At 68.0% G+C, this 24,228-nt stretch carries 23 protein-coding genes; 19 read left to right on the top strand and 4 right to left on the bottom strand.

What is annotated here, in order from left to right; translation table 11 throughout:
- Positions 1 to 322 precede the first annotated feature (322 nt).
- The 10 genes from ACIBCN_RS08755 (at position 323) to ACIBCN_RS08710 (ending at position 9,832) form a co-directional block, all read left to right on the top strand.
- Positions 323 to 895 carry a DUF6676 family protein gene (locus ACIBCN_RS08755; protein ID WP_396990892.1) on the top strand — a complete coding sequence of 191 codons (573 nt, stop codon included), beginning with the start codon at positions 323 to 325 and terminating at the stop codon, positions 893 to 895.
- Between the two features lie 265 nt (positions 896 to 1,160).
- Positions 1,161 to 2,573 carry an NlpC/P60 family protein gene (locus tag ACIBCN_RS08750; protein ID WP_396990891.1) on the top strand — a complete coding sequence of 471 codons (1,413 nt, stop codon included), beginning with the start codon at positions 1,161 to 1,163 and terminating at the stop codon, positions 2,571 to 2,573.
- Between the two features lie 151 nt (positions 2,574 to 2,724).
- The gene (locus tag ACIBCN_RS08745; RefSeq protein ID WP_396990890.1) at positions 2,725 to 3,933 is read left to right on the top strand and encodes an AAA family ATPase; all 1,209 of its coding nucleotides are present in this window, start codon (positions 2,725 to 2,727) and stop codon (positions 3,931 to 3,933) included.
- Positions 3,934 to 3,959: 26 nt separating this feature from the next.
- On the top strand, positions 3,960 to 4,916 hold the full coding sequence (locus tag ACIBCN_RS08740; RefSeq protein ID WP_396990889.1) for a DUF58 domain-containing protein: 957 nt from the start codon (positions 3,960 to 3,962) through the stop codon (positions 4,914 to 4,916).
- Positions 4,913 to 5,914, top strand: coding sequence for a VWA domain-containing protein (locus ACIBCN_RS08735; protein WP_396990888.1), 1,002 nt, complete (start codon positions 4,913 to 4,915; stop codon positions 5,912 to 5,914). Before ACIBCN_RS08740 ends, ACIBCN_RS08735 begins: the two co-directional genes overlap by 4 nt.
- Before the next feature lie 177 nt (positions 5,915 to 6,091).
- A complete protein-coding gene (locus tag ACIBCN_RS08730; protein WP_396990887.1) occupies positions 6,092 to 6,436 on the top strand; it encodes a peptidase inhibitor family I36 protein in 345 nt (114 codons plus the stop codon).
- Positions 6,437 to 6,586: 150 nt separating this feature from the next.
- Positions 6,587 to 7,303 carry a 3-oxoacyl-ACP reductase FabG1 gene (fabG1, locus tag ACIBCN_RS08725; protein ID WP_396990886.1) on the top strand — a complete coding sequence of 239 codons (717 nt, stop codon included), beginning with the start codon at positions 6,587 to 6,589 and terminating at the stop codon, positions 7,301 to 7,303.
- A 78-nt stretch (positions 7,304 to 7,381) separates the two neighbouring features.
- The gene (gene inhA / locus ACIBCN_RS08720; protein WP_396990885.1) at positions 7,382 to 8,218 is read left to right on the top strand and encodes an NADH-dependent enoyl-ACP reductase InhA; all 837 of its coding nucleotides are present in this window, start codon (positions 7,382 to 7,384) and stop codon (positions 8,216 to 8,218) included.
- 18 nt (positions 8,219 to 8,236) lie between these two features.
- Positions 8,237 to 9,298 (top strand): ferrochelatase, encoded by a 1,062-nt coding sequence (locus ACIBCN_RS08715; RefSeq protein WP_396990884.1) that lies wholly within the window; start codon positions 8,237 to 8,239, stop codon positions 9,296 to 9,298.
- Between the two features lie 72 nt (positions 9,299 to 9,370).
- Positions 9,371 to 9,832 carry a hypothetical protein gene (locus ACIBCN_RS08710; protein WP_396990883.1) on the top strand — a complete coding sequence of 154 codons (462 nt, stop codon included), beginning with the start codon at positions 9,371 to 9,373 and terminating at the stop codon, positions 9,830 to 9,832.
- A gap of 27 nt (positions 9,833 to 9,859) precedes the next feature.
- Here ACIBCN_RS08710 and ACIBCN_RS08705 read toward each other — a convergent pair whose 3' ends face one another.
- The 3 genes from ACIBCN_RS08705 to ACIBCN_RS08695 all read right to left on the bottom strand — a co-directional run bounded on the left by ACIBCN_RS08705 (position 9,860) and on the right by ACIBCN_RS08695 (position 12,374).
- A complete protein-coding gene (locus ACIBCN_RS08705; RefSeq protein ID WP_396990882.1) occupies positions 9,860 to 10,612 on the bottom strand; it encodes a S1 family peptidase in 753 nt (250 codons plus the stop codon).
- Between the two features lie 28 nt (positions 10,613 to 10,640).
- The gene (locus ACIBCN_RS08700; RefSeq protein WP_396990881.1) at positions 10,641 to 11,456 is read right to left on the bottom strand and encodes a hypothetical protein; all 816 of its coding nucleotides are present in this window, start codon (positions 11,454 to 11,456) and stop codon (positions 10,641 to 10,643) included.
- Between the two features lie 90 nt (positions 11,457 to 11,546).
- A complete protein-coding gene (locus ACIBCN_RS08695; protein ID WP_396990880.1) occupies positions 11,547 to 12,374 on the bottom strand; it encodes a DUF3097 domain-containing protein in 828 nt (275 codons plus the stop codon).
- A 150-nt stretch (positions 12,375 to 12,524) separates the two neighbouring features.
- Here ACIBCN_RS08695 and ACIBCN_RS08690 point away from each other — a divergent pair, with 150 nt between their 5' ends.
- The 6 genes from ACIBCN_RS08690 (at position 12,525) to ACIBCN_RS08665 (ending at position 20,130) form a co-directional block, all read left to right on the top strand.
- Positions 12,525 to 12,956, top strand: coding sequence for an NfeD family protein (locus tag ACIBCN_RS08690; RefSeq protein WP_396990879.1), 432 nt, complete (start codon positions 12,525 to 12,527; stop codon positions 12,954 to 12,956).
- Complete coding sequence (locus ACIBCN_RS08685) at positions 12,956 to 14,278, top strand: SPFH domain-containing protein (RefSeq protein ID WP_396990878.1); 1,323 nt, start codon at positions 12,956 to 12,958, stop codon at positions 14,276 to 14,278. Before ACIBCN_RS08690 ends, ACIBCN_RS08685 begins: the two co-directional genes overlap by 1 nt.
- Before the next feature lie 32 nt (positions 14,279 to 14,310).
- Positions 14,311 to 15,606 carry an ABC transporter substrate-binding protein gene (locus ACIBCN_RS08680; RefSeq protein ID WP_396990877.1) on the top strand — a complete coding sequence of 432 codons (1,296 nt, stop codon included), beginning with the start codon at positions 14,311 to 14,313 and terminating at the stop codon, positions 15,604 to 15,606.
- Positions 15,607 to 15,673: 67 nt separating this feature from the next.
- On the top strand, positions 15,674 to 17,497 hold the full coding sequence (locus ACIBCN_RS08675; RefSeq protein ID WP_396990876.1) for a hypothetical protein: 1,824 nt from the start codon (positions 15,674 to 15,676) through the stop codon (positions 17,495 to 17,497).
- 118 nt (positions 17,498 to 17,615) lie between these two features.
- Positions 17,616 to 19,319 (top strand): hypothetical protein, encoded by a 1,704-nt coding sequence (locus tag ACIBCN_RS08670; protein ID WP_396990875.1) that lies wholly within the window; start codon positions 17,616 to 17,618, stop codon positions 19,317 to 19,319.
- A gap of 136 nt (positions 19,320 to 19,455) precedes the next feature.
- Complete coding sequence (locus ACIBCN_RS08665; protein WP_396990874.1) at positions 19,456 to 20,130, top strand: O-methyltransferase; 675 nt, start codon at positions 19,456 to 19,458, stop codon at positions 20,128 to 20,130.
- Positions 20,131 to 20,310: 180 nt separating this feature from the next.
- Here the strand turns inward: ACIBCN_RS08665 and ACIBCN_RS08660 are convergent, their stop codons facing one another.
- Positions 20,311 to 20,910: an exonuclease domain-containing protein gene (locus tag ACIBCN_RS08660; protein WP_396991170.1), complete on the bottom strand. Its 600-nt coding sequence runs from the start codon at positions 20,908 to 20,910 to the stop codon at positions 20,311 to 20,313.
- 177 nt (positions 20,911 to 21,087) lie between these two features.
- On the opposite strand from ACIBCN_RS08660, the gene ACIBCN_RS08655 reads away from it, so the two are divergent.
- The 3 genes from ACIBCN_RS08655 to ACIBCN_RS08645 are packed head-to-tail and all read left to right on the top strand — an operon-like array spanning position 21,088 to position 24,175.
- The gene (locus ACIBCN_RS08655; RefSeq protein WP_396990873.1) at positions 21,088 to 22,356 is read left to right on the top strand and encodes a cytochrome P450; all 1,269 of its coding nucleotides are present in this window, start codon (positions 21,088 to 21,090) and stop codon (positions 22,354 to 22,356) included.
- Positions 22,353 to 23,369, top strand: coding sequence for a TIGR03617 family F420-dependent LLM class oxidoreductase (locus ACIBCN_RS08650; RefSeq protein WP_396990872.1), 1,017 nt, complete (start codon positions 22,353 to 22,355; stop codon positions 23,367 to 23,369). Before ACIBCN_RS08655 ends, ACIBCN_RS08650 begins: the two co-directional genes overlap by 4 nt.
- Positions 23,366 to 24,175, top strand: a complete 810-nt coding sequence (locus ACIBCN_RS08645) for an enoyl-CoA hydratase/isomerase family protein (protein ID WP_396990871.1) — start codon at positions 23,366 to 23,368, stop codon at positions 24,173 to 24,175. Before ACIBCN_RS08650 ends, ACIBCN_RS08645 begins: the two co-directional genes overlap by 4 nt.
- Positions 24,176 to 24,228: the final 53 nt, after the last annotated feature.

The raw sequence follows: 24,228 nt of genomic DNA, 5'->3' as shown, positions 1-24,228 counted from the left end.
GCCGGCGGCGGGTTGTTCGAGCGACCGGCAAGCAGTCGCTACGGTGGTCTTCGCAGGTGTTCCGGGACCGGAGGGCGCCGGTTCCGCGCGCTACGAGCTTAACAGTACGCTTGTCCTGTGAAGCGCATGGGGCCCGCCCCGTAAGTGTGCGCCGCCGCTGCTGCCCGGCCGCGCGGGGGCGCGTCACGTGCCGTCTGTGCGTGCACCGACTCTCCGTCGCGTACTGTGCTTTCGGAGCCAGCCGGGTGGCGTGGTGCTCACCCCGCAGTGTTGGATGCACGTCGCTTCGGATGCCGATGCGGCTCGACAGACCGGATGGAAGATGACCGTCTCGCACACCTCGGTTTTCACGCCCATGGCCGCCGAACTGCCGCCGAATTTCACCGAGGACACCGTCACCACGATCAACGCCGATTTGGCCGACAACCACGTCGCCACGGTGGATGGCAAGGATCAGACGGAGCTGGCGGCCGTCGCCGCCGACGCGCGAGCGCACGGAATCCCGCTGGACATCGTGGTCGTGCCCGGCGCGCCCGGCCACGAAAGCCTGCGTGACCTGGCCACCGAGATCGGCGGCACCCAGCATGGCACCGTCCTGGTGCTGAGCGACGACTGGGCGGGCACCTACAGCGACAGCATCTCCCGGGTCCGCCTCGAGTGGGCCGAGGACAAGGCGAAGTTCAACGGCGGGCACTCCGCCGAGGCGGCACAGCATTTCGTGGACAAGTTGGAGCAGCCGGAGTCGGTCTCCTGGAATGCGATCGCCAGTGTGTTGCTCGCTGGCACCGCGGCGGTCGTGATCGGGCTCTACTTCGTGAAGTCGCGTCGGCGTGCCGAACCCGCCACGCCGGTGAGTGTTTCAGATTCCGAGGGCGATCGGGCCTCCACCACATAGCTGGTTGCTAACCAGCTACTTTCCCTGACGACCGGTATGTTCTACCGCTCGGAAACCTTTGCCACATACGGCTAATTCCAGGCAAAGGCAAAATTACACGCCTGTCATTCTGTGGCTGGAGTTCCTTTGGTGACTCGAGTGTCGTACGGTCGTGTAGTTACCGATGGGGAAGAAGTGTTGTCAAGGGTTATCTGCCGACCATTGAGCGGGTAGGTGCGGTTGGTGCTCATGGTGCGTTGCTGGAGTCGGGTCCTTGGGAGGTGCGATGCGCAACAACGGCGAGGCCGCTTATCGACGTCCGCTGGGAGTCGCTCTGGGGTTGCTGGTGACCGTCGTCGTGGTGCTGGCCGGGCCTGCCGTCGCGGTGCCGCCCGCCCCGCCGAACCCGAGTGACGGCCAGATCGCCGATGCCGGAGCGCAAGTCGACGCGAGCGTGACCGAGGTCGGCGGGCTGATCAATCAGGTCGCGGCGGTCGACCAGCAGTTGCAGCAGCTCGACAGCGAGGTAGCGCGCAAGCGCGAGGAAGTGAACAAGGCCCTGGTCGATCTGCAGAACGCGCGTGACGCCGCCGACGCGGCCGCCGCCGTTGTGCAGGACACCCAGCGCGAATTGGCCGACGCCGGAACGAAAGTCGGCGCCGCGCGGCGCAACTTCGACCAGTTCGCCGCCCAGGCCTACACCCGGCCCGCCGCCGAGTCGATGGTCGTCTACCTAGCCGCGGCCACCCCGGCCGCCGCCCTGGACCAGGCCCAACTCCTATCCCTGGTCTCGAAGAACCAGCAGCAGGTCCTGGATGGCCTGCGCCGCGCCCAGATCGAGCAGGGCAACAAGAACTCCAGTGCGCGCCAAGCGAAGTCGGACGCCGACGCGGCCGCCGCGGCCGCCGAACAGGCCAAGGTCGACGCCGAGCACGCGGTCACCGCCGCCAAGGCCGCGCTGGACCAGCAGACCGTGCAGCGCGACAACCTGCAACGCCAGCGCCAGGATGCGCAGGGCCGCTTGGACTTCGCCCGGCAGAACGTGGCGGGCCTGCAAGGGCAACGCGACGTCTATCTGAACTGGGAACAGCAGCGCAAGGCAGAGGAGGCCGCGGTGCGTGCCGCCGCGGCGGCTGCCGCCGCCCGCGCCAACGCCGACCAGAACGCGCAGGGCCGAGCCGGGCAACTCGGCGAGGGCAAGCGCCCGCACACCCAGCTGGAGAATTCGCCACCGCGCCGCGGCACGCCGCGTCCGAGCCTGCCGTCCATCGGCGGCTCGGCGGCGATCGAGACGGTGGTCGACCGGGCCATGTCCCAGTTGGGCGTCATCTACGCCTGGGGCGGCGGCGACGAGGACGGCCCGACCTACGGCATCCGCGACGGCGGCGTCGCCGACAGCTACGGCGATTTCAACAAGATCGGCTTCGACTGCTCCGGCCTGATGATCTACGCCTTCGCCGGGATCGGGGTTTCGCTGCCGCATTACAGCGGGTACCAGTACAACGCGGGCACTCGCGTGCCGGTCGATCAGCGCGCCCGCGGCGACATGCTGTTCTGGGGCACGAACGCCAGCGAGCATGTCGCGTTGTACCTGGGCAACGGCCAAATGATCGAGGCTCCGGAGTCCGGCGAGGTGGTCCGGGTGACGTCGGTGCGCGAGGGTGGCATCATGCCCTACGCGGTGCGGATCGTCAGCTGACGGTTCTTCGTCGTGTCACACCAGCCGCGCACTTACCGAACCGGACACCTGAAAGCTTTGAATTCCCTTCATGTCGGGTCCGGTTGCGGCACATACGGCCATTACCTGGAATAGTTGTGGCAGCACGCACAGGACCAAAGCGAAAGCGGGGATGTTGGTGACTTCGACAGACGGTGTGAGCGGGGCGAATTTGGCGAAAGATGCGCCTGCCACGCCTAGCACCCTGGAGCGTGACGTCCAGACGCTGGAGAAGGCGATCTACGAGGTCAAGCGGGTGATCGTCGGCCAGGATCGGCTGGTCGAGCGACTGCTCGTCGGCGTGCTCGCGCGTGGTCACGTACTGCTCGAAGGCGTGCCGGGCATCGCGAAGACGCTGGCCGTGGAGACCTTCGCCAAGGTGATCGGCGGCTCGTTCTCCCGGGTGCAGTTCACCCCCGACCTGGTGCCGACCGACCTCATCGGTACCCGTATCTATCGGCAGGGCCGCGAGGAATTCGACACCGAGCTCGGCCCGGTCGTCGCGAACTTCGTGCTCGCCGACGAGATCAACCGCGCGCCCGCGAAGGTGCAGTCGGCCCTGCTCGAGGTGATGGCCGAGCGGCACGTGTCGATCGGCGGCAAGACCTACCCGATGCCGAATCCCTTCCTGGTGATGGCGACGCAGAACCCGATTGAGAGCGAGGGCGTGTACCCGCTGCCCGAGGCGCAGCGCGACCGCTTTCTGTTCAAGGTCGTCGTCGACTACCCCTCGGTCGAGGAGGAGCGCGAGATCATCTACCGGATGGGTGTCACCCCACCGGAGGCGTCGCGCATCCTGACCCCGGAGGACGTGGTCCGCCTGCAGCAGGTCGCGGCCACCGTCTTCGTGCATCACGCGCTGGTCGACTACGTGGTCCGGGTGATCGCGGCGACCCGCAAGCCCGCCGACTTCGGCATGCAGGACGTGGCCAGCTGGATCGCCTACGGCGCCTCGCCGCGCGCCAGCCTCGGCATCATCGCCGCGGCCCGCGCCGTCGCGCTGATCCGCGGTCGCGACTACGTGGTGCCGCAGGACGTGGTCGAGGTGATCCCGGACGTGCTCCGGCACCGCCTCGTGCTGTCCTACGACGCGCTGGCCGACGAGATCAGCCCGGAGGAAGTGATCAAGCGGGTGCTGCAGACCATCGGCATGCCGCAGGTCGCTCCGCAGGCCGTCGCGCCGGGTGCGGCCCCGGTCAATTCCGGTGCGCCGCAACAAGTCTCGCAGCAGAGCGTGCCGCAGCCCGGGCAGCAGCCGCAGCAGCAGGGCGTCCCGCAGCCGGTGCCGCAGCAGCCGAACGGGCAGCAGTCCCAGCCCGCCGGCAACGTTCAGCACAAGTGACCGCGGCGCCGGAATCGTTTCCCTCCGTGAACGCGTCTCCGCACGCTCCGCCGTCGTTCCACGCGGGCGAGCTGACCGACCCGCGGCTGGCCGCGGCGCTGAAAACGCTCGAGCTCACGGTGCGCCGCAGGCTCGACGGCGTGCTGCACGGCGACCACCTCGGCCTGATCCCCGGCCCCGGCTCCGAGCCGGGCGAGGCGCGCACCTATCAGCCGGGTGACGATGTGCGGCAGATGGATTGGTCGGTCACCGCCCGCACCACCCATCCGCACGTGCGGATGACCATCGCCGATCGGGAGTTGGAAACCTGGATGGTCGTCGACCTCTCGGCGAGCCTCGACTTCGGTACCGCGCTGTGCCAGAAGCGCGACTTGGCGATTGCCGCCGCGGCCGCCATCACCCACCTCACCAGCGGTGGCGGCAACCGGATCGGTGCCGTCGTCGCGACCGGCGAGGAACTGGTCCGGGTGCCGGCGCGCAGCGGACGGGTGCACGCCCAGTCGCTGCTGCGCAGCATCGCGACCACCCCGCACGCCCGCGACGGCGTGCGCGGCGATCTGCGCGGCGGCATCGAATCGCTGCGCCGCCCGCAGCGCAAACGCGGCCTCGCGGTGATCATCAGCGACTTCCTCGGCGACATCGACTGGCAGCGTTCGCTGCGCGCCATCTCGGCGCGGCACGACCTGCTCGCGGTGGAGGTGCTCGACCCGCGCGATCTGTCGCTGCCCGACGTCGGCGATGTCGTGCTGCACGACCCGGAGACCGGGCGCACCCGCGAATTCAGCGTGACGCCAACGCTGCGTGCCGATTTCGCGGCCGCCGCGCAACGGCACCGGGATCAGGTCGAACAGGCTTTGCGCAGCTGCGGCGCACCGGTGCTCACGCTGCAGACCGATCGGGACTGGATCTCCGACGTGGTCCGGTTCGTGTCCACCCGGCGCCACAGCTTCGGCGCCCCGACCGGGCGGGTGCCACGCCAGTGAGTATTTCGCATTTCACCGCAACGTTCTGGCTCGGCTTCCTGGTCGTCATCGCGTTGATCGCGCTGGGCTATGTGCTGGTTCAGCGCGGCAAGCACAAGCACATGATGCAGTTCACCAACATGGAGCTGCTCGAGAAGGTCGCGCCGACGCGACCGAGCCTGTTCCGCCACGTGCCGATCGTGCTCATGGTGATCGGACTGGTGTTCTTGACGATCGCGGCGGCCGGGCCGACCGCGGTGAAGAAGGTGGCCCGCAACCGGGCGACGGTCATGCTGGTCATGGACGTGTCGCTGTCGATGGAGGCGACGGACGTGCCGCCGAGCCGGATCGAGGTCGCGAAGAAGGCGGGCAAGGATTTCGTCGACGGCCTGCCGGAGGGGCTCAACATCGGGTTCATCACCTTCGCGGGTACGGCGTCGGTAATGGTGACGCCGACGACCAACCACGAGTCGGTCAAGGCGGCGATCGACAACGCGCGCCTGGCCGAGCGCACGGCCACCGGCGAGGGCATCATTACCGCGCTCAACGCGATCGACACCCTCGCGTCGGTGCTCGGCGGCGCCAATGAACCGCCGCCTGCGCGGATCGTGCTGATGTCGGACGGCAAGCAGACTGTCCCCGCGTACGAAGACGTGGACAACCCGCGGCACGAATTCGTCGCCGCGCGACTGGCCAAGAACAAGAACGTCCCGATTTCGACGATCTCCTACGGCACCAAATGGGGTGTTGTCGAGATTCCGCACGAAGGCGGCGGTACCGACAAAGTGAAGGTGGAAGTCGACGACGACGCGATGCGCGAAATCGCGCGGCTGTCCGGCGGCGAGTTCTACTCCGCTTCCACCTTGCAGGAACTGAGCAAGGTGTACGACACCCTCGAACAGCAGATCGGCTTCGAGCTGACCAGAGGCGACGCGAGCAGGCCGTGGTTGCTGCTCGGGCTGCTGATCACGGCCGCGGGCGTGATCACCGGGCTGCTGTATCGCCAGCGTTTGCCGTAACCGGGAACAGTCGAGTTGCTTTGGCACGTCTGCCATTTCGGCAACAGGCTGATTCGACGTACGGCGATCCGTGCTACCGTACGTGACGAGCGGCAAGGGAGAGCCGCTGTGTGGGGGGAACTCGTACATCTCGGTGGTCGCGTCTCTCCACACCTGTGTCTATTTCAGGGGAGAGCTATGAAAATCTTCGGACTGTTCTTTGCGACCTTTGTCGCCTGCCTCACGTCGTTCTTCGTGCCGGGGCAGGCCTCCGCGCAGTCGTGTGGCGCGGACGCCTGCATGTGGTCGGGCGACAACTACTCGGGAAGTGCCTGGGCGTTGTCGCACGCTGCCAGCAGCGAGAACTACTGCACGGAGCTTCCGGGACAGGTTCGATCGGTGTTCAACAATTCCCAGGTGCAGGTGATGCTGTCCGAGGGGACTTGCGGTTCGCCAGGCGCGTACAAATACGTCTCACCGGGCGAAGCTGTTCCGTCGCTGGGATTCGCCGCGACGGTGTTGTCGTGGTGCCCTAGCTGCTGATCGCCCATCCCATCCGGCGGCGGCCGGGCCTGTTCGGCGATCCGTACCGAGGCCGGCGCCATCATGGTGCCGGCATCGGTCGTCTGTGCGGCTGGAGACGGTGGTCGGGCGGGTCGTAACCGCCAGATCCGACCGGGTAGGTTGTTGCCCATGTCGAACATCACAGCCCGGTCCGTCCTGGTGACCGGCGGTAATCGTGGCATCGGTCTGGCAGTCGCACAGCGCTTGGTCGCGGACGGTCACAAGGTGGCCGTCACGCATCGTGGGTCAGGGGTGCCGGACGGCATGTTCGGCGTGAAATGCGATGTGACCGATAGTGCTTCGGTCGATGCGGCGTTCACCGAGGTCGAGGAGAAGCAGGGTCCGGTCGAGGTGCTGGTCGCGAACGCGGGCATCACCGACGACACGCTGCTGATGCGAATGACCGAGGAGCAGTTCACCAGGGTCATCGACGCGAACCTGACCGGTGCGTTCCGCTGTGCCAAGCGGGCTAATCGGGCGATGCTGCGGGCGCGCTGGGGCCGGATGATCTTCCTCGGCTCGGTGGTCGGCCTCGGTGGCGGCCCCGGCCAGATCAACTACGCCTCGTCCAAGGCCGGTGTCGTCGGTCTGGCGCGTTCGATCACCCGTGAGCTCGGCTCGCGCTCGATCACCGCGAATGTCGTCGCGCCCGGCTTCATCGAGACGGACATGACCGCCGAACTGCCGCAGGACATGCGCGATATGGCCAAGAAGTTCATTCCACTGCAGCGCCTCGGCCAGCCGGAAGACGTTGCGGCCGTGGTCAGCTTCCTGGCCTCGGAGGATTCCCGCTACGTCTCCGGTGCGATCATTCCGGTCGACGGCGGCATGGGCATGGGTCACTGACCTGACCGACCCCGCGGCCGGCGAAACCTCGGCGGCCGCAAGCAATTCCACACTCGACTCCAGGAGAACCGAAAACTTATGGGCGGACTGCTCGAAGGTAAGACCATTCTGGTCACCGGCATCATCACCGACTCGTCGATCGCGTTCCACGCGGCCGCCGTCGCGCAGGAGCAGGGCGCGAAGGTGATCATCACCGGCATTCCGGAGCGGCTGCGGCTGATCGACCGGATCGCCAGGCGGCTGCCGCAAGAGGTCCCCCCGGCCATCCCGCTCGACGTCACCAACGAGGAAAACCTCGGCGAGTTGGCGGACAAGGTGCGCGAATTGGCGCCCGAGGGCGTCGACGGCGTGCTGCACTCGATCGCGTTCGCGCCGCGCACCCTGATGGGTCCGGAGGCGCGACCGTTCCTCGATGGCCCCGGCCCGGACGCGGCCAAGGCGTTCGAGATCTCCGCGTGGAGCTACGCGTCGCTGGCCCGCGCGGTGCTGCCGGTGATGAACGAGCGCGGCTCGATCGTCGGCATGGACTTCGATCCGCGCACCGCGATGCCGTACTACAACTGGATGGGTGTGGCCAAGGCTGCGCTCGAGTCGGTCAACCGGTACGTGGCGCGAGAGGTGGGCGCCGCCAAGAAGATTCGCTCGAATCTCATCGCCGCTGGCCCGATCAAGACCCTCGCGGCCAAGGCCATCGCCGGCACCGCGACCGACGATGCCGCCAAGCTCAACCAGCTCAACGAGTACTGGGACGGCGCGTCGCCGATCGGCTGGGACGTCGACGACCCGACGGTGGTCGCCAAGTCGATCGTCGCGCTGCTGTCGGACTGGCTGCCCGGCACCACCGCGTCGATCATCTACGTCGACGGCGGAGCCAGCCACAACACCTGGTTCCCCGAAGGCATGTCGATCAACTGATCTTCCCAGGAGGACATTGTGGTTCGGGCCGCTGACGCGTTGCTGCTGTTGTCCTTCGGCGGTCCGGAACGCCCCGAGGACGTGATGCCGTTCCTGGAGAACGTCACTCGGGGCCGGGGAGTGCCGCGCGAACGCCTCGAAGAGGTCGCGCAGCACTACCTGCACTTCGGCGGAGTGTCGCCGATCAACGCGCTCAACCGGGACATCATCGCGGCGGTCGAGGCCGAATTGGCCACGGCGGGCATCGATCTCCCGGTGTACTTCGGTAATCGGAACTGGTCGCCGATGGTCGAGGACACCGTCGCGCGGATGGCCGCCGACGGAGTTCGCTCCGCACTGGTGTTCCCCACGTCGGCGTGGGGTGGTTACTCGGGTTGCCTGCAGTATCACGAGGACATCACCAGGGCGCGCACCGCTTTCGGCGACGACGCACCGGAGCTGGTCAAGTTGCGGCAGTACTTCGACCATCCGTTGCTGATCGAGGCGTTCGCCGACGCCATTCGGGCCGCGCGGCAAGAACTTCCGGCCGAGCGGCGCGACGGTGCGCGGCTCGTCTTCACCGCGCACTCCATTCCGGTCAGCGCCGACACGGCCGCTGGGCCGCCCGCCGACGGTGGTCACCTGTACAGCCGTCAGGTTGCCGAAGCCGCCCGGTTATCCGCTGCCGCAACGGGTTTCACCGACTACGACCTCGTCTGGCAATCGCGCTCCGGCCCGCCGCAGGTGCCTTGGCTCGACCCCGACATCGTCGACCACCTCGACGATCTCGCCGCCAAGGATGTCGAGGCGGTCATCGTCTGTCCCGTCGGTTTCGTGTCCGATCACCTCGAGGTGATCTGGGATCTGGACAACGAGGCGAAGGAGAAGGCCGCCGAACTCGGCATGGCGTTCGCCCGCGCCGCCACCCCCGGCACCGACCCGCGCTTCGCCCGGTTGGTCGTCGAATTGATCGATGAGCAGCTGAACGACACCGCCGCCCGCCACCTCGGCGAGGTCCCCGGCTACGGCTGCACGCTCAACGGAGCGCCCTGCGCCATCGGCTGCTGTGCGCCGCAGCGGCGTCCCGCGGCCGTCACATGACGCGAATCGGCTTGCGATAGCATCGCGTTCGCCTTCGGAGAAAGCCGAAGCGGGGCGAAAGATGAAAGTCGAATGATCTATACCGAATTGTTGACCACCGGGCTGCTCGATCCGCAGGTCTGGTCCGACCAGCAGGTCTGGACGGCCGGGCTGGAGAGCAGCGAAGCCCGGCGCCGCGGTAGCCATGGGGGGAGCAGCGGCGGTTCCTGGGTGGTCGGGTTCGTGTGTTTGGGCCTTGTCGTGCTGGGCATCGTGGTGCTCGTCGTGATCTCGCGCAAGAAGAACTCGAATCAACAGCAGCAGGCGCAATTCCCGCAGCAGCACAACGCGCCACCGCCTTATCCGCAGCAGCAGTATCCCGCCCAGCAGTATCCGGCGCAGCAACAGCAGTATTCGCCGCAGCAGTTCCAGGGGCAGCAGCCCTATCCCGGCCAGCAGTACCCGCCGCAACAGCAGTATCAGCAGCCGTACCCGCCGCAGCAGCCGCATCAGCAGTACCCGCAGCAGCCGTATCAGCCGCCCGCACAGTACTGAGATAACACGCTCGGGGCTGTCCGCCGGTCAGAACTTGACGGCGGACAGCTTCGTGTAGACCCCCGGAAAGCCCGGGCGGGCAGCGCCTTTGCCCCATGAGGTGAGGCCGACCAGCTGTCCGTCGACGAGAAGTGGTCCGCCACTGTCGTATTCGGCGGTGTCGGCCTCGGGTGAACCGGCGCACAGCATTTCGTTCGGATCGAACGCGGCACCGTACGCGGCGGCGCAGTCGGCATCCGGGACGAGCGGCACGGCGGCGGTGCGCAGGTGGGTGTTGGACTCGTCGGCCTCAGAGGTGGCACCCCAGCCGAGGATGGTGCCGGTGTTCGCCTGGGCGGCGGCGATTTTCACGAACGGACCGGGCTGCGGGCGGTCCAGGGTGAGGATGGCCAGATCGTTGTGATGCACGGTCTCGCCCTCGAAGTCGGTGTCGTAGAAGCCGGGGTGGATGCGAATGTCCTTGACGTGCACCTTTACTCCGTCGGAGTCGCGTAGATCGGTGCGTCCGAAGGTGACCGTGACCGCCTGGGCGACCAGTTGCGCGAGCGATACGCAGTGCGCGGCGGTGAGCACCTGGTCGGGGGCGATCAGTGCGCCACCGCAGAACTGGCCGGACGGCCTGGTGAAGAACAGCGGGCTGCCGACCGCTCCGAGCCACGGGTAGGCGCTCGCCTCGGTCTCCGCACCGCCGACGATCGCCGACGCGGGCGCCGCGGCGGGCAGGCCGAGGGCGAGCAGTGCGGCCACGAGGGTCGCGGCGCCGCGACGCGGGAAGTTCATGTCATACCGCCTGCTGAGGAGGGCTGGTTCATGGCGTGCTGCGAGCCGCCGCGTGAATGGCCACCAGACGTGCCGCGCGGATAGCATCCCACAGTGGGCGTAGCAGTGACTCCTGTGCGCCGATCGCGCTGGCCGAGGTCGGCGAGGACGCCGGTTCCCGTTGCGCCACAGTGAGTATCGCCGCGACATGGTCGGCCGTGTCGAGAATCTTCCTGGCCCGCAACGGGATCGAACCCGGGTAGTCGTGCCGGGAGTAGTCGGCGAGCTCGGCCTCGATGAGTTCCCTCGGATCCGAGTCGGCCGAGCCGACCGAGGTGGTGTGCAACCGCATCAGCGCGTCGGCGGCGTCGCGGACCGCTTCGCGCATCGCGTATTCGGCCTCGCCGAGCGACATGTCCTGGCCGGGCACCGGCGGAATCGGGGTGCTGTAGACGGCCCACTGCAGCGTGTCCTCGTCGGTCCATTGCGGGATCAGGCCGGTGCCTTCGGTGCCGGGCACGCCGATGAGCAGTCCCTCTTCCGCCTCGATCGCGTCGGCCGCGAAGGCGGTGCCGGTGGGCAGGCCGCGCACGTCGCCGGGCACCGGAAGCACCAGCCGCAGCTGGGCGCCGGGCTGGGCCATGCTCTCGCGAATCACCTTGAGCAGCGCCATCATTCCGGTGCCGGGCAGGTTGCCTCTGGACGACCACGGCAGGTCGGTGCGGCCGCCGGTGACCGGATCGCCTGCGGCGATGGTGTGCTGGGGCGCCCACGCGTGCAGGGCCTCCAATACGTCGTCGGGCGCGCTACAGCCGGCCAGCCAGGAGCCGGCCCACACCGTCAGCGTGGCACTAGGAGAGCACATAATTATCGAGCATAAAGGGTGACGGTTATTCGCGGGCATTCCCGGAAAGGGCATTCCTGAGCAGCGGCGCGAGGGTACCCGCGCGACCTGCTATTCCGGCTCGGTGACGAAGTCGATGAGCCGTTCCACGGCCCCGATGAGCGGCGCCTCCAGGTCGCGGAAGGACTCGACGGCGTTGTATACCCGCCGCCAGCCCTCCTGCGGGGTGCCCCAGCCCAATCGATCACAAATGCCGGTTTTCCAGTCTTCGCCGCGCGGCACCTCGGGCCATGCGGCGATCCCGACGGTCGCGGGGCGCACTGCCTGCCAGACGTCGATGTACGGATGACCGGTGACCAGGACGTTCGCGCCGAGCCCGGTGGTGAGCTGAGTTTCCTTGGATCCGGTGACCAGGTGGTCGACCAGCACCCCGACCCGGCGGCCCGGTCCCGGCGCGAATTCGGTGAGCCGCTCGGCCAGGTTGTCCAAACCCTCCAGATGCTCGACGACCACGCCTTCGACCCGCAGGTCGTGGCCCCAGACCCGCTCGACCAGCGCGGCGTCGTGCACGCCCTCCACCCAGATCCGGCTGGTCCGTGCGACCCGTGCGCGCAGGCCCTCCACTCGAGTCGAACCGGAGGCCGAGCGCGTTTCCTTCTTCGGGGCGGCGGCCGTCGGCCGGATCAACGTGACCGGCTCGCCGTCGATCAGGAACGCGGCCTCGCGCAGTGCGAACAAACGCACCGCCCCGCGCGCGTCCTCGAGTTTCACGAACTCGCCGTCGTAGCTGCGATCGAAACCCACCACGGCGCCGCAGAATCCGCTGGCCGCGTCCTCGACCACGAGGTCGCGCTCCGCGATTATCTGCGGTACCGTCCGCTTTTTCGCTCGGGAGTGTCCGGAGAAGATGTCGCCGCCATAGCTGTTATGCCCGCTCACCCGCCTGAAGCTAGCACCGCCGCTGGCGATTTCGATACATCGGCCCGGCCAGCGCGTCCACCCGCGTGGCCGCGCGATTCGTGATTCACCCGAGATCTGTAGTCGTGTCAGTGCGGCCCCAGAACATCACCCGCACACTAGAGTGGTTTCGTGGCCGCAATAGTTTGGCTGGTCGCGGGCATCTTGCTCGCGGCGGCGGAAATGCTCACCGGCGATCTGACGCTGCTCATGCTCGGTGTCGCCGCGCTCGGCACCGCGGGCGTCAGCGCGGTCGCGGATACCACGCTGGTGGTGGACGCCATCGTTTTCGGCGTGCTCACGCTGGTGCTGTTCGTCGGTGTGCGGCCGCTGCTGTTGCGCCGCTTCGGCACGCCGCCGCCGATCCCGACGAACGTGGATGCGCTGCAGGGTAAGTCGGCGCTGGTGCTGGAGGAGGTCGCCGCTCATTCCGGCCAGGTGAAACTGGGCGGGGAGGTCTGGTCCGCGCGGCCGATGGACGAGTCCGAGGTTTATGAACCGGGTACGAAGGTGTATGTCATGAGGATCGAAGGCGCGACCGCCGTCGTCTGGAAGGGGCCGTAATGGCTGTACTGATCGTTGCCGCCGTACTCGTGCTTTTGGTTGTGGTGGTGGTGTTCAAGTCGATCGCGCTGGTGCCGCAGGCCGAGGCGGCGGTGATCGAGCGGCTCGGCCGGTATTCGCGCACGGTGTCGGGCCAGCTGACGTTCCTGGTCCCGTTCGCCGACCGCATCCGCGCCAAGGTGGACCTGCGCGAGCGGGTGGTGTCCTTCCCGCCGCAGCCGGTGATCACCGAGGACAACCTCACGCTGCACATCGACACCGTGGTGTATTTCCAGGTCACCAGCCCGCAGGCGGCGGTCTACGAGATCAGCAACTACATCGCCGCGGTCGAGCAGCTCACCGTCACCACGCTGCGCAACGTGGTCGGCGGCATGACGTTGGAACAGACGCTGACCTCCCGCGACCAGATCAACGGCCAGCTGCGCGGCGTGCTGGACGAGGCCACCGGGCGCTGGGGCCTGCGGGTGGCGCGCGTCGAGCTGAAGAGCATCGACCCGCCGGCCTCCATCCAGGAGTCGATGGAAAAGCAGATGAAGGCCGACCGCGAGAAGCGCGCGATGATCCTCACCGCCGAGGGCACCCGCGAATCGCAGATCAAGATGGCCGAGGGTTCCAAGCAGGCGCAGGTGCTCTCCGCCGAGGGTGCCAAGCAGTCGGCGATCCTGGAGGCCGAAGGTGAACGGCAGAGCCGCATCCTGCGCGCGCAGGGTGAGCGGGCCGCCTCCTACCTGCAGGCACAGGGCCAGGCCAAGGCCATCGAAAAGGTCTTCGCCGCAATCAAGAACGGCAAGCCGACGCCGGAACTGCTTGCCTACCAATACATGCAGACACTGCCGATGGTCGCGCGCGGCGACGCCAACAAGGTGTGGCTGGTGCCGAGCGACTTCGGCAAGGCGCTCGAAGGATTCGCCACCAGCTTCGGCAGCAAGGGCGAGGACGGCATCTTCCGCTACGAGGCGCCCACCGCCGACGGCGAACCGACCAAGGTGGAGGACGACTCCGAGGACGTCGCCGACTGGTTCGACACCGCGCCCGACCCCGCCATCGAACGCGCGGTGCGCGCGGCGGAAGAGACCGCCCGCAAGCCGGTGGACGGATTGATGACCGCGGCGACGACACCCCCGGCGCATCAGGCGTCGCCGCATCAGGCGGTGATGCCGCCGCGCGAGGAGGCGTACCCGCCGCAGCAGGAGACACCGCCGCAACAGCAGCTGCCACAACAACAACCGCCGCAGCAACAGCCTCAGCAGCAACCGCCGGCCTATCGCCCCGACGACCCGCATGGTCGGCCGTGGCAGCCGCCGGAGAACTTCTCGAAGTAGGCGGTCGCACGAAGTAGCCAGGCCCGGGGGATATGCGAAGCAGGCGGGAACTACTGCAGATGGCGCTGATAGCGCCGCTGGCAGCCGCCTGTGCGCCCGATCTGCTGCTCGGTAACCCCGGTGCGGTGCGCATCGGGGTGTCGTGGAGCGGCGCCGAACTAGCGGCGTTCCGCGCGGTGCTGGCCCGCCTCGGCTACGACCAACAGGTGGACGTCGTTCCGCTCGGCGACGAAATCGAGACCGCGTTCACGGCGGGCGGGCGGTCCGCGCCGGACATCGTGATGCTGCCGCAGGCGGGCCGGGTGCGGCCGCTCGCCGAGCAACACAAACTGCGGCCGGTCCGCGACACGATGTGGTTCGACGAGCTCGGCTCGCGTTACCCGGACGTGTGGCGGCAGTTGTTGCAGCACAACGGGAAACCGTACGGGGTGCCGTTCAAGGCGGCGGATAAGTCGATGGTCTGGTACGACCGCCAACTTGTCGATCAGTACGGGCTCGGGGATCCGGTCGGCTGGACCCTCGCGGACTGGCTGGACCGCATGGAGGTGCTCGCCGAGACGCCGGTCCGGCTGCTCGCCCTTGGCGCCGCGGACGGGTGGGTGCTCACCGATGTCTTCGAGAACGCGTTGCTCGCCGAATCGCCCCGCATCTATGACGAGGTGGCCGTCGCACGCACCGATCGAACCTGGGAGAGCCCCGCGGTGCGGGCCGCGTTCAATCATCTCGGGTCGCTGTGGGGGCACCGGCATGCGTTTCCCGGTGGCATCGCCGCCGCACTGACCCGCCAATTCCCGGACGCGGTTCGCGAGGTATTCGAGCATCGGCGCGCGGTCATGGTGGTCGAGTCGGATTTCGCCGAGCCGATCGTCCGCGCCGCGGTCCAGCGTTCGGGGCGGCGCGTCGAAGACGTGGTGGGCGTCGCCGCTTTTCCGGCCGTCGCGGCCGATCTGGATCCGCCACGGATCGTCGGCGGCGACGTCATGGTGGTCACCGAGTCTGCGGCCGACCGGGCCATGGAAGTGGTTGGTGCCCTTGCCGATCCGGCGGCGCCGCTGCCCTGGATCGAGAACTACGGCGGCTTCATCGCCCCGAACCTCCGGACGAACGCCCGATATTCCCCCTTCCTCGAGCCCTCGGCCCGCACCCTGAGCGCCCGCAGCGCCTTCGACCTGTCCGACCGGATCGGCGCGGTCGGCGGCCGAAACGGCTTGTGGCGCATACTGACCGACTTCCTGATCGCGGTCGGCGACGGAAAGACCGAACGGCTCGACGACGCGACCGATCGCGCGATCGCCGCGCTCGACGCGGTGGATCGGGGGCAGCGATGATCGGCAGAGTCCAGCGGGTCGTGGCTCGAACTTGTTGTCGCGCTCCGCGCCGTGGAGAGGTGGGGTGATGGCGGGTTCGCCTGACTTCCAGGCCAACGGGTTGCGGTTGGAGCTGGCCACGCGTCGTATGCGTGGGCCATTGGTTGCGGGGAGTCATCCGCGGCGGTGGCTCGGTTGGGCGGCTGGGTTGCCCGCGACGGTGCTGACGGTGTCGTTGGTTGCCGTGCCGGTGGTCTGGACGGTGGTGATCGCGGTGCGGGCGCGGCCGGTGGTGGTCGTGTCGTGTCTGCTGGTGGCGTTCGGGGCCGTCGGGTTGACGCAGCTTGCTCGGCATCGGTGGTTTTCGGGGATTCGGCTGGTGCCGTGGCCGATTCTGCTGGCCGTTGTCGTCGGAGGGTTGTGGGCGCTCGGCGGTGCGTTGGGGCGCGACGGTAGCTGGGCGTATCTGCGGACGTTGGTGTGGGTGCTTTTCGGCGTGGTGCTGCTCGCGCTGGCGTTGGGGATCGCCTGGTGGGGAAGGGATTCGCGGTGGTTGTGGCGGCCGCTGATCGTGCCGTTCGGGATCTCGGTGCTGGTGTCGGGGGTGGCATTTCGGCTGATCTTCCAGTACCTCGGGGATTGGATCGGCATCGAAAGTGTTGGGGTCTACCGCTTTTGGTTCGCGGTGATGCTGGGGTCGGCGTTCCTGTGGACCTGGCTTGGCTTCGTCACCGGGCTGTTCCGCGCCGGTATCCGCGCCATCGAGACCGACCCGGTGCGCAACGGGTACCTGCATAGCGGCGACGGCGGGCCGTTGCCGTTGCGGCTCTACGAATTACTGCGCCCGGTGGTGCTGATCGTCGGGCTCGCGGTCGGCGTGGCCGCGGCGCGCGTGTTCGATGTGGTGTTGATCGGGGTGCCAGGTTCGATGCAGTACCAGGTCGACAGCGCGACCGTGCACTGGTGGCGATTGGCCGTCGACTCCGATGCCGGCGCGGGTGCCGCCGCCGCGTACGGGCTGCCGCTCGCAGTGTTGGTCGGTTTCGTGGCGTGGCTGCTGCAGACCGACGTGAGCAGACACCGCACCAGCTGGTCGGCCCAGGCCGAGCCGTCCGGGGTGGAGGCCAGGCCACGTCTCGGACTCGGTCGGGCACTGGGGATTTCGGCGGTAGCGGCGCTGGCCCTGATCCCGATCGGCGTGCTCATCGTGACCAGCCTGCACGATCGCGACGGCTACGGCTTCGGCGCGATCACCCGGATGTGGCGCGATCCGGCATTGCTGCGCTCGCTGGAGACCACCGCGTGGGTGGCCGCGCTCGCCACGGCTATCGTGGTCACCGCGGCTGTGCCGGTGGCGTATCGGCTTGCCGCTCTGCGACCGAACCGTCCCGCCGCGGGCATCGCGGTGGTGTTCTTGGTCGTGCTCTCGGTGCTACCGGTGCAGAGCTACCTCGGGCCGTTGAACACCTTCATCGACACCTACGGGCTCTCCGGCACCCGAATCCCGTTGATCCTGCTGCATGCGGCCGCCGGACTACCGATCGCGATCCTCGTCCTACGCGGCGCCCTGCTGGCCGCCCCCGGCAGCCCCGCCGCCGACGCCCTGCACGGACTCGCGGGCCCCGGCACCATCGCCCGCCGCGTACTGACCTCCGCGGGCCCCGCCCTCGGCGCGGTAGCGGTCCTCGAATTCATCCAGGTCTGGAACGATTTCGTCATCGGCCTGCTGATCAGCGGCGCGGGCGCGACCCCCTGGTCGCTCCTGCTCTGGGGTGAGGCCCGCCAATTCACCGAGAACTCGGCCCAATTGGCCGCGGGCGCGCTGATCTCGGCGATCCTGCCGGTAGCCCTACTGCTCGCCACCTGGCGGCGCTGGCTGGTGCCCGGCCTCACCGGCGGGGCACTGCGATGAGTCGCGCGGAAAGTGCAGTGCGGCAACGTGACTCGTCGGTAATGCGCCGTGTGGCTGCGTGGTCGGGTGACGCTGCGGTACTGGTGGATTTGCCCGTGCGGACGGGTGGGGGCTTGCGATGAGCCATCCCGGGGAGCAGGAGCGGCGAGAGGACGCGTCGTCGGTCGAGCCGAGCACGCCGAGATCGTCTATCTGGCAAGGATTTCTGGGTACGGCTTCGGTGGTGGCCTATGCGCTGCTGTTCGAGTTGGCGCGGAATCTGGTGGTGAACTCGTTCGGCGAGAGCACCGCGATGACGGTGCTGGCTGGGACGCTGCGGTGGCTTTCGGTGCTGGTCATCGCGGCCGCGGCGGTCTATGTGGGCTATCGATTCGTGCTGCGGTATCGCGAAAGGGTCCGGACCGCAAGGGAACTCGAGCTGATCGCGGATCTGGTCGAGCCGGGGCCCCGGGTGGACGATGTCGAGGAGGAGTCGTGCCCTGCGTCGCCGCGCAGCGTGGAGGCGTTGGACGGTGACATAATCTGTGCGGTACTCCGGGACCTGCCCGTTGGCGTATTCGAAACGGCCGCACTGCTCGCCGTGCTGACGGCCGCCCTCGACGCTTCGGATCGGTTGCCGCTGGAACGGGTTGCGCCACACCCTACGGCGGCGGCACTACTCGGCGACCTGCAGCGGCGCGGCATCGTGACGCCTGCTGGCGCGCAACGTTATTGCCTCCGTCAGGCGCCTCTGCAACCGGATCCGACGGCGGTCCGCGCGGAACCGGAGTGGCGGGCGGCGTTGACCGCCCTCGTGCACTACTACGCCGATCGCGCCACCCGCTGGGCGATCGCCTTGGAGTCGGTGCGCTTCGCCGCGGGCGCGCGCCGCTGGTTCGAGTCCGAGGAGCCGTACCTGCGCAAGCTCGTCACCGCCTGCGTGGCACTCGATGCGGCTGTGCCCGGCACCCTGGTGCCGGAGCTGGTGCGCATCGGTGACGCGCTGGACGGGTGGTACGCCCGAATCGGTATGGGGGAGGACGACTCCGGGCTCGCCACCGAGCTGTGCGCCGTGCACGGGCTGAAAGCCTTTGTGCTGCACCATGATCTGGCGTGGTTGCGGGCTGGCCGACTGCGCGAGCGTCCCCAGCGTTACCGGCCGCGCAACCTGTCCACCAGCCTCGCCGCCCGCTGGGAACACCGTGCTGCGCTGCGCCTGCTCGCCGAATCACCCACCGATCTCGCCGCGGTGACGGATCGCTTGGAAGCGTCCTGGTGGCTACTGCCCAGGGAAGACGTCGCTGGCGAGGTATGCGCGCTGATCAACCTGGCCGTCGTGCACATTGGGCAGGGCAGGCTCGACGCCGCCCAAGACCGCCTGGAACTGGCCGAATCCCGCACCCGCACCGGCCGCGACCCCGACGGCCGCGCCCACATCCACGAAACCATGGGGATCGTCTGGTGGGCCCGCGGCGAGCCACGCCGCGCCCTGCGCTGCTGGCAACAATCGCTGACCGCGTACCGCACCCTCGCCGACGACCACGGCACCGCCCGCTGCCTGCAACACCTCGGCTCCGCCATGACCGTCGCCCCCGAACACGGCGGCACCCTCCTGGGCGCCGACCCACCGCTTGCCCGCGCCGAAGTCCAACGCCAAGCCACCGGCTGGCTCGCCGAAGCCCGCCGCCTGCACCCCGCCGCCCGGTACGTCGAACACTATCGCGCCCAAGCCCGTTCATCCCTCCGCCGCCACGGCATCCGCCGCGTCCTCCCACACCGCACCCCCCTCCTCCATCACATAGACCGCTGGCCCCTCCCCATCACCGACCCGCACTCCACCTGACCAGCCGAATCCGCACTGACTCTCCGGACCCGCACCGTCTTTAGGGCCCCGATCTCAGTGCGTATCCCGAGACAGCGTGCGGACTTGACGCAGCGGTGTCCGTGCGCACGGGGGCTGCGGTGGCAGACTGCGGGGTATGACGACGAGCGAATGGTCCGATGTGGATAGCTACATTGTCGACACTCTGGTGCGAGACGGGGAGACGGCGGCGGCGTTGACGGCTAATGCCGCCGCGCGGCTGCCCGCGATCGATGTGTCGCCGCCGCAGGGGAAGTTCTTGTATCTGCTGGCGCGGACGGCGCGGGCGCGACGGGTGCTCGAGATCGGCACCCTCGGCGGGTACAGCACCATCTGGCTCGCCCGCGCGGTCGGCGCGAAGGGGCAGGTGGTGACGCTCGAATTCCAGTCGGAGCACGCCGAGGTCGCGCGCAAGAACCTGGACAACGCGGGCGTGGGCGACCGGGTCGACATTCGGGTCGGCGCGGCCCTGGACAGCCTGCCGGTGCTGGCCGACGAGCAGCCCGAACCGTTCGACCTGGTGTTCATCGACGCCGACAAGGTCAACAACTCCAACTACGTCCAGTGGGCGCTGAAGCTGACCCGCCCGGGTTCGGTGATCATCGTCGACAACGTCGTCCGCAGGGGCGGCCTCGCCGACGCGACCTCCGAGGACGAGGCGATCCGCGCCAGCCGCGCCGTCGTCGAATTGTTCGCCGCCGAGCCGACATTGGACGCGACTGTCGTGCAGACCGTCGGCAGCAAGGGCTGGGACGGCTTCGCCTACGCGATAGTCAAGGACGATACGGACTGAGGCGCGAGATCGCGGACGACACGCCTCGCCATGTCGTCCGCGATCAACTGTCCAGCGCGCCAGCGGCGTTCGTGCAGCTCGAGCGGTTTTCGCGCAGCGCAAGCGAAGTGCGCGCACAGCGGTTTCGCGCAGCGCCAGCGAAGTGGAGACAGGGTCGGCGATGCCGCAGGGGCGGACAGCTCAGTCCGTATTCGTCACCCGCCAGGCGCCTCGCCCCGCGATATCGAGTACCAGCGCCGCGATGTTCCACGCATCGTCCTCGCCGCGGTGATGCCGTCCTTCGAGCGGCAGCCCGGCGATATGCAGCGCGCCTGCCATCCCTTGCCGCCGTTTGAGCCCGTAGGCCTCGCTGAACACCAGCTTGGCATTGGTGTGCCGATGCCCGAACGGATACTCGGTGGCGGTGACATCGCACTGGCTCAGGAACTGCTTGCGGTCGTAGTCACCCCAGCTGGCCCACGGCCGAATACCGGCCTGGTGCTCGGTGGCCAACAATCGGCAGGCATCGGCAAACGACACCCCCGTGTCGACCTCATCCTGAGTTAGCCCGGTCAGTTCTGTGCAGAATTCACTTACCGTGGAACGAGCAGGCCGCACCAGAATCCGATGCTTATCGCGGCGTTCACCTGAGGTCAAATCCACTACGGTCAAACCGATTTCGATGATCTCGCTGACCGCGCCGGGCGGCGTCGCACCGTCCCAGCAGGTCGCCTCGACGTCGATCACATTGAGCAGCTCGGTATTCCCTCCCATGTCGTCGAGACTAAGTGACCGGTACATCGCGCTCAATTGCTTTTAGCGCTGAGTGATCGACCCGGTCTGGCTGGCGGCAGCGTCCCGCTGAGTGGCATTGCCGCATTGCGGATTTCGTCGGCTGTTGCACACTTACGTAACAGGTCGTAACGTAATTGTCGGCGCTGCTTCGCGAAGGGGCCGCACGACGGTGAGGAGCAACTCGTGGGGAACCGTCGGGTCGAATGTCCGGTGCTGCCTGCGGGTTTCGATGCGACGGACCCGGTGCTCTGGGGTGCCGGGATCCCGGATCGGGAGTTGACCGAGCTGCGCCGTACCGCGCCGATATGGTGGACCCCGCAGCCGCCGGGCGTCGGCGGTTTCCCGGACGAGGGCTTCTGGTTGATCACCAGGCACGCCGACGTCATGGCGGTGTCGCGGCGCAACGACGTGTTCTCCAGCTTCGAGAACACCGCGATCCCGCGTTTCAGCGACGGCTTCACTCGCGAGCAACTCGAGCTGCAGCGTTTCTCGATGGTCAACCAGGACGCTCCGGAACACACCAGGCTGCGCAAGCTGATCGCCAAAGGTTTTACGCCACGGGCGGTCAATAGTCTGCGGGCCGAGCTCGCGGCGCGCGCCGAGTCGATCGTGCTCGCGGCCGCGGCCGCCGGGGCGGGCGACTTCGTTACCCAGGTGGCGTGTGAACTGCCGCTGCAAGCCATCGCCGAGTTGCTCGGGATACCGCAGGACGACCGGATGCGGGTGTTCCGCTGGTCGAATCAGATGACCGCCTACGACGATCCGGACAACGACGCCGACCCGGTGGTCGCGGCGACCGAGATCCTCGGCTACGCGTGGCAATTGGCCGAGGCGCGAAAGACTTGTCCCGCAAGCGATATCGTGACCGAGCTGGTGCGCGCCGACGCCGCGGGCGAGTCACTGACATCGGAGGAGTTCGGTTTCCTGGTGATCCTGCTCGCGGTCGCGGGCAACGAGACGACCCGCAACGCGATTACGCACGGCATGCTCGGTTTTCTCGAAAACCCGGACCAATGGGCGCTGTTCAAGTCCACGCGCCCGAAAACCGCCGTCGACGAGATCATCCGCTGGGCTACCCCGGTCTCCGCCTTCCAGCGCACGGCGCTGGCCGACGTGACGGTCGGTGGCGTGCGGATCGCTCGGGGTCAGCGGGTGGTCATGTCCTATCGATCGGCCAACTTCGACGAAGAGGCGTTCGAAAACCCTTCTCGCTTCGATATTTCGCGTGATCCCAACCCGCACCTGTCTTTCGGCGGGACTGGCGCGCACTACTGCGTCGGCGCCAATCTGGCCCGGCTGGAAATCGAACTGATCTTCAACGCCATCGCCGACCACCTCCCCGACCTGACCGTGGTGGGCGCGCCGGAGCGGTTGCGGTCGGGCTGGCTCAACGGCATCAAGAAGTGCCCGGTCGACTACCGGGTAAGTGCCGGTCGGGCGGGGCAGCGATGAAAGTGGATCTGCGCCTGGATGGAAGCCTCGCGGACACGGCGGCCAGGGCGGCGGAACTGGTCGCACTCGGCGCCGATGGGTTGTTCACCTTCGAAGGCGCCAACGACGTCTTCGTGCCGCTGACGCTGGCCGCCGCCGCGGTGCGGGCCGATCTGATGTCCAATGTCGCCATTGCCCTGCCGCGCAGTCCGTTGCATCTGGCGCACGTTGCCTACGACCTGCAAACATTGAGCCACGGACGATTCCGGCTCGGTCTCGGTTCCCAGATTCGCCCGCATATCGAAAAGCGTTATGGCGCACAGTGGTCGGCGCCGGTGGCGCGGATGCGCGAGATGGTGCTCGCGATCAAGGCGATATTCGCGGCGTGGGAGGGCCGGGCGCCACTGCGGTTCGAGGGACGGTTCACCACGCACACCCTGATGCCGCCGGTCTTCAATCCAGGGCCCAATCCCTATGGCCCGCCGGAGGTGTGCCTCGGGGCACTCGGTCCGCGCATGACGCGCGCCGCGGCCGAGGTCGCCGACGGACTGCTGGTGATGCCGTTCAACAGCGCCAAGCATTTTCGCGAACGCACCATGCCCGCGGTGGCGGCCGGGCTGACGGCGGCCGGGCGCGCACCGGCCGACTTGCGGATCTACCCGCAGATCATCGTCGGTGTCGGCCGTACGACCGCCGAATTGGCTGCCGCCGCAACGGGTGTGCGCGCGCTGCTGGCGTTCTACGGTTCGACGCCCGCCTACCGGCCGGTGCTCGAGGTCGAGGGCTGGTCCGAGTTGCAGCCGGAGTTGAACGTGCTGAGCAAGACGGGCGACCACGCCGCCATGACCCGCTTGATCGATGACACCATGCTCGCCAGGCTCGCGGTGCACGGCACCCCTGAGCAGTGCGCGGCGGCGATCCTGGCTCGATTCGGCGGTCACGCCGACCGGGTGTGCTGTTACTTCCCCGGCTATCCGGTGTCGAACAGTCATGTAGCAGAACTGATTCGAGCGCTGCAGGCCGGTGCCGCGTGAGTGCGGTCCGCGCCAGGGTCGAGGACGGCATCGCCGTGCTGACCCTGCATCGTCCCGAGCGCCGCAACGCATTCACCAAGGAAATGGGCACGGCACTGGGGGAGTACTACCGTGCCTTCGATGCCGACGACGCGGTGCGCGTTGTGGTGCTGACGGGCACACCGCCGGCGTTCTGCGCGGGCGCGGACCTCGGCGGCGGTGCGGACACCTTCGCGGCGCCCGGCGACCCGGGTTTCAGCGCGTCCCCGGTATCGCCGCCCGCGTTCGACCTGCGCAAGCCCGTCATCGCGGCGATGAACGGGCATGCGATCGGCATCGGATTCACCCTCGCCCTGCAAGCCGACATCCGGTTGGTCGCCGACGACGCGGCCTACGCTGTCCCGCAGGTGCGGTTCGGAATGATACCGGATGCCATGGCGCACTGGACAATTCAGCACTTGGCCGGAACCGCCGCCGCAGCCGACATCCTGCTGACCGGCCGCAGGCTGGACGGTGCCGAGGTGGTCCGGCTCGGACTGGCGAGTCGATGCCTGCCTGCCGCGGGCGTCCTGCCCGCCGCGCTGGCGATGGCGCGGGAGATCGCCACCCACGTCGCGCCGATGTCGGCGGCATTGTCCAAAAAGCTGCTGTGGGACACCGCGCGTCACGGTTATGGTCCGGCCCGGGTGGCCGCGCTCGAGACCGAGCTGCACCACCGGGTGATGGGTACACCCGATGCCGCCGAGGGGGTCCGTGCTTACCTCGCGCGCCGCGAACCGCGGTGGTCGGCGCGGGTATCTGAGGAGTTCCCGACTTCCATGACGTGACGGCTGGCGGGTGGGCCCAAGCGCCGGCTCGACGTAACTGCCTGTCAGCCAAG

It is taken from the genome of Nocardia sp. NPDC051052, from assembly GCF_044456045.1.
Taxonomy (GTDB): domain Bacteria; phylum Actinomycetota; class Actinomycetes; order Mycobacteriales; family Mycobacteriaceae; genus Nocardia.
This window is presented reverse-complemented; position numbering and strand designations above follow the sequence as displayed.

What these genes read in the sequence shown, in the direction of transcription:
- ACIBCN_RS08755 (WP_396990892.1), top strand. Translation starts at nt 323, where the DNA reads ATGACCGTCTCGCACACCTCGGTTTTCACGCCCATGGCCGCCGAACTG.
- ACIBCN_RS08680 (WP_396990877.1), top strand. Translation starts at nt 14,311, where the DNA reads ATGCGAAGCAGGCGGGAACTACTGCAGATGGCGCTGATAGCGCCGCTG.
- fabG1 (WP_396990886.1), top strand. Translation starts at nt 6,587, where the DNA reads ATGTCGAACATCACAGCCCGGTCCGTCCTGGTGACCGGCGGTAATCGT.
- ACIBCN_RS08660 (WP_396991170.1), bottom strand. Translation starts at nt 20,910, where the DNA reads ATGTACCGGTCACTTAGTCTCGACGACATGGGAGGGAATACCGAGCTG.
- ACIBCN_RS08700 (WP_396990881.1), bottom strand. Translation starts at nt 11,456, where the DNA reads ATGTGCTCTCCTAGTGCCACGCTGACGGTGTGGGCCGGCTCCTGGCTG.
- ACIBCN_RS08670 (WP_396990875.1), top strand. Translation starts at nt 17,616, where the DNA reads ATGAGCCATCCCGGGGAGCAGGAGCGGCGAGAGGACGCGTCGTCGGTC.
- ACIBCN_RS08705 (WP_396990882.1), bottom strand. Translation starts at nt 10,612, where the DNA reads ATGAACTTCCCGCGTCGCGGCGCCGCGACCCTCGTGGCCGCACTGCTC.
- ACIBCN_RS08745 (WP_396990890.1), top strand. Translation starts at nt 2,725, where the DNA reads ATGTTGGTGACTTCGACAGACGGTGTGAGCGGGGCGAATTTGGCGAAA.
- ACIBCN_RS08675 (WP_396990876.1), top strand. Translation starts at nt 15,674, where the DNA reads ATGGCGGGTTCGCCTGACTTCCAGGCCAACGGGTTGCGGTTGGAGCTG.
- ACIBCN_RS08750 (WP_396990891.1), top strand. Translation starts at nt 1,161, where the DNA reads ATGCGCAACAACGGCGAGGCCGCTTATCGACGTCCGCTGGGAGTCGCT.
- ACIBCN_RS08685 (WP_396990878.1), top strand. Translation starts at nt 12,956, where the DNA reads ATGGCTGTACTGATCGTTGCCGCCGTACTCGTGCTTTTGGTTGTGGTG.
- ACIBCN_RS08665 (WP_396990874.1), top strand. Translation starts at nt 19,456, where the DNA reads ATGACGACGAGCGAATGGTCCGATGTGGATAGCTACATTGTCGACACT.
- inhA (WP_396990885.1), top strand. Translation starts at nt 7,382, where the DNA reads ATGGGCGGACTGCTCGAAGGTAAGACCATTCTGGTCACCGGCATCATC.
- ACIBCN_RS08710 (WP_396990883.1), top strand. Translation starts at nt 9,371, where the DNA reads ATGATCTATACCGAATTGTTGACCACCGGGCTGCTCGATCCGCAGGTC.
- ACIBCN_RS08730 (WP_396990887.1), top strand. Translation starts at nt 6,092, where the DNA reads ATGAAAATCTTCGGACTGTTCTTTGCGACCTTTGTCGCCTGCCTCACG.
- ACIBCN_RS08650 (WP_396990872.1), top strand. Translation starts at nt 22,353, where the DNA reads ATGAAAGTGGATCTGCGCCTGGATGGAAGCCTCGCGGACACGGCGGCC.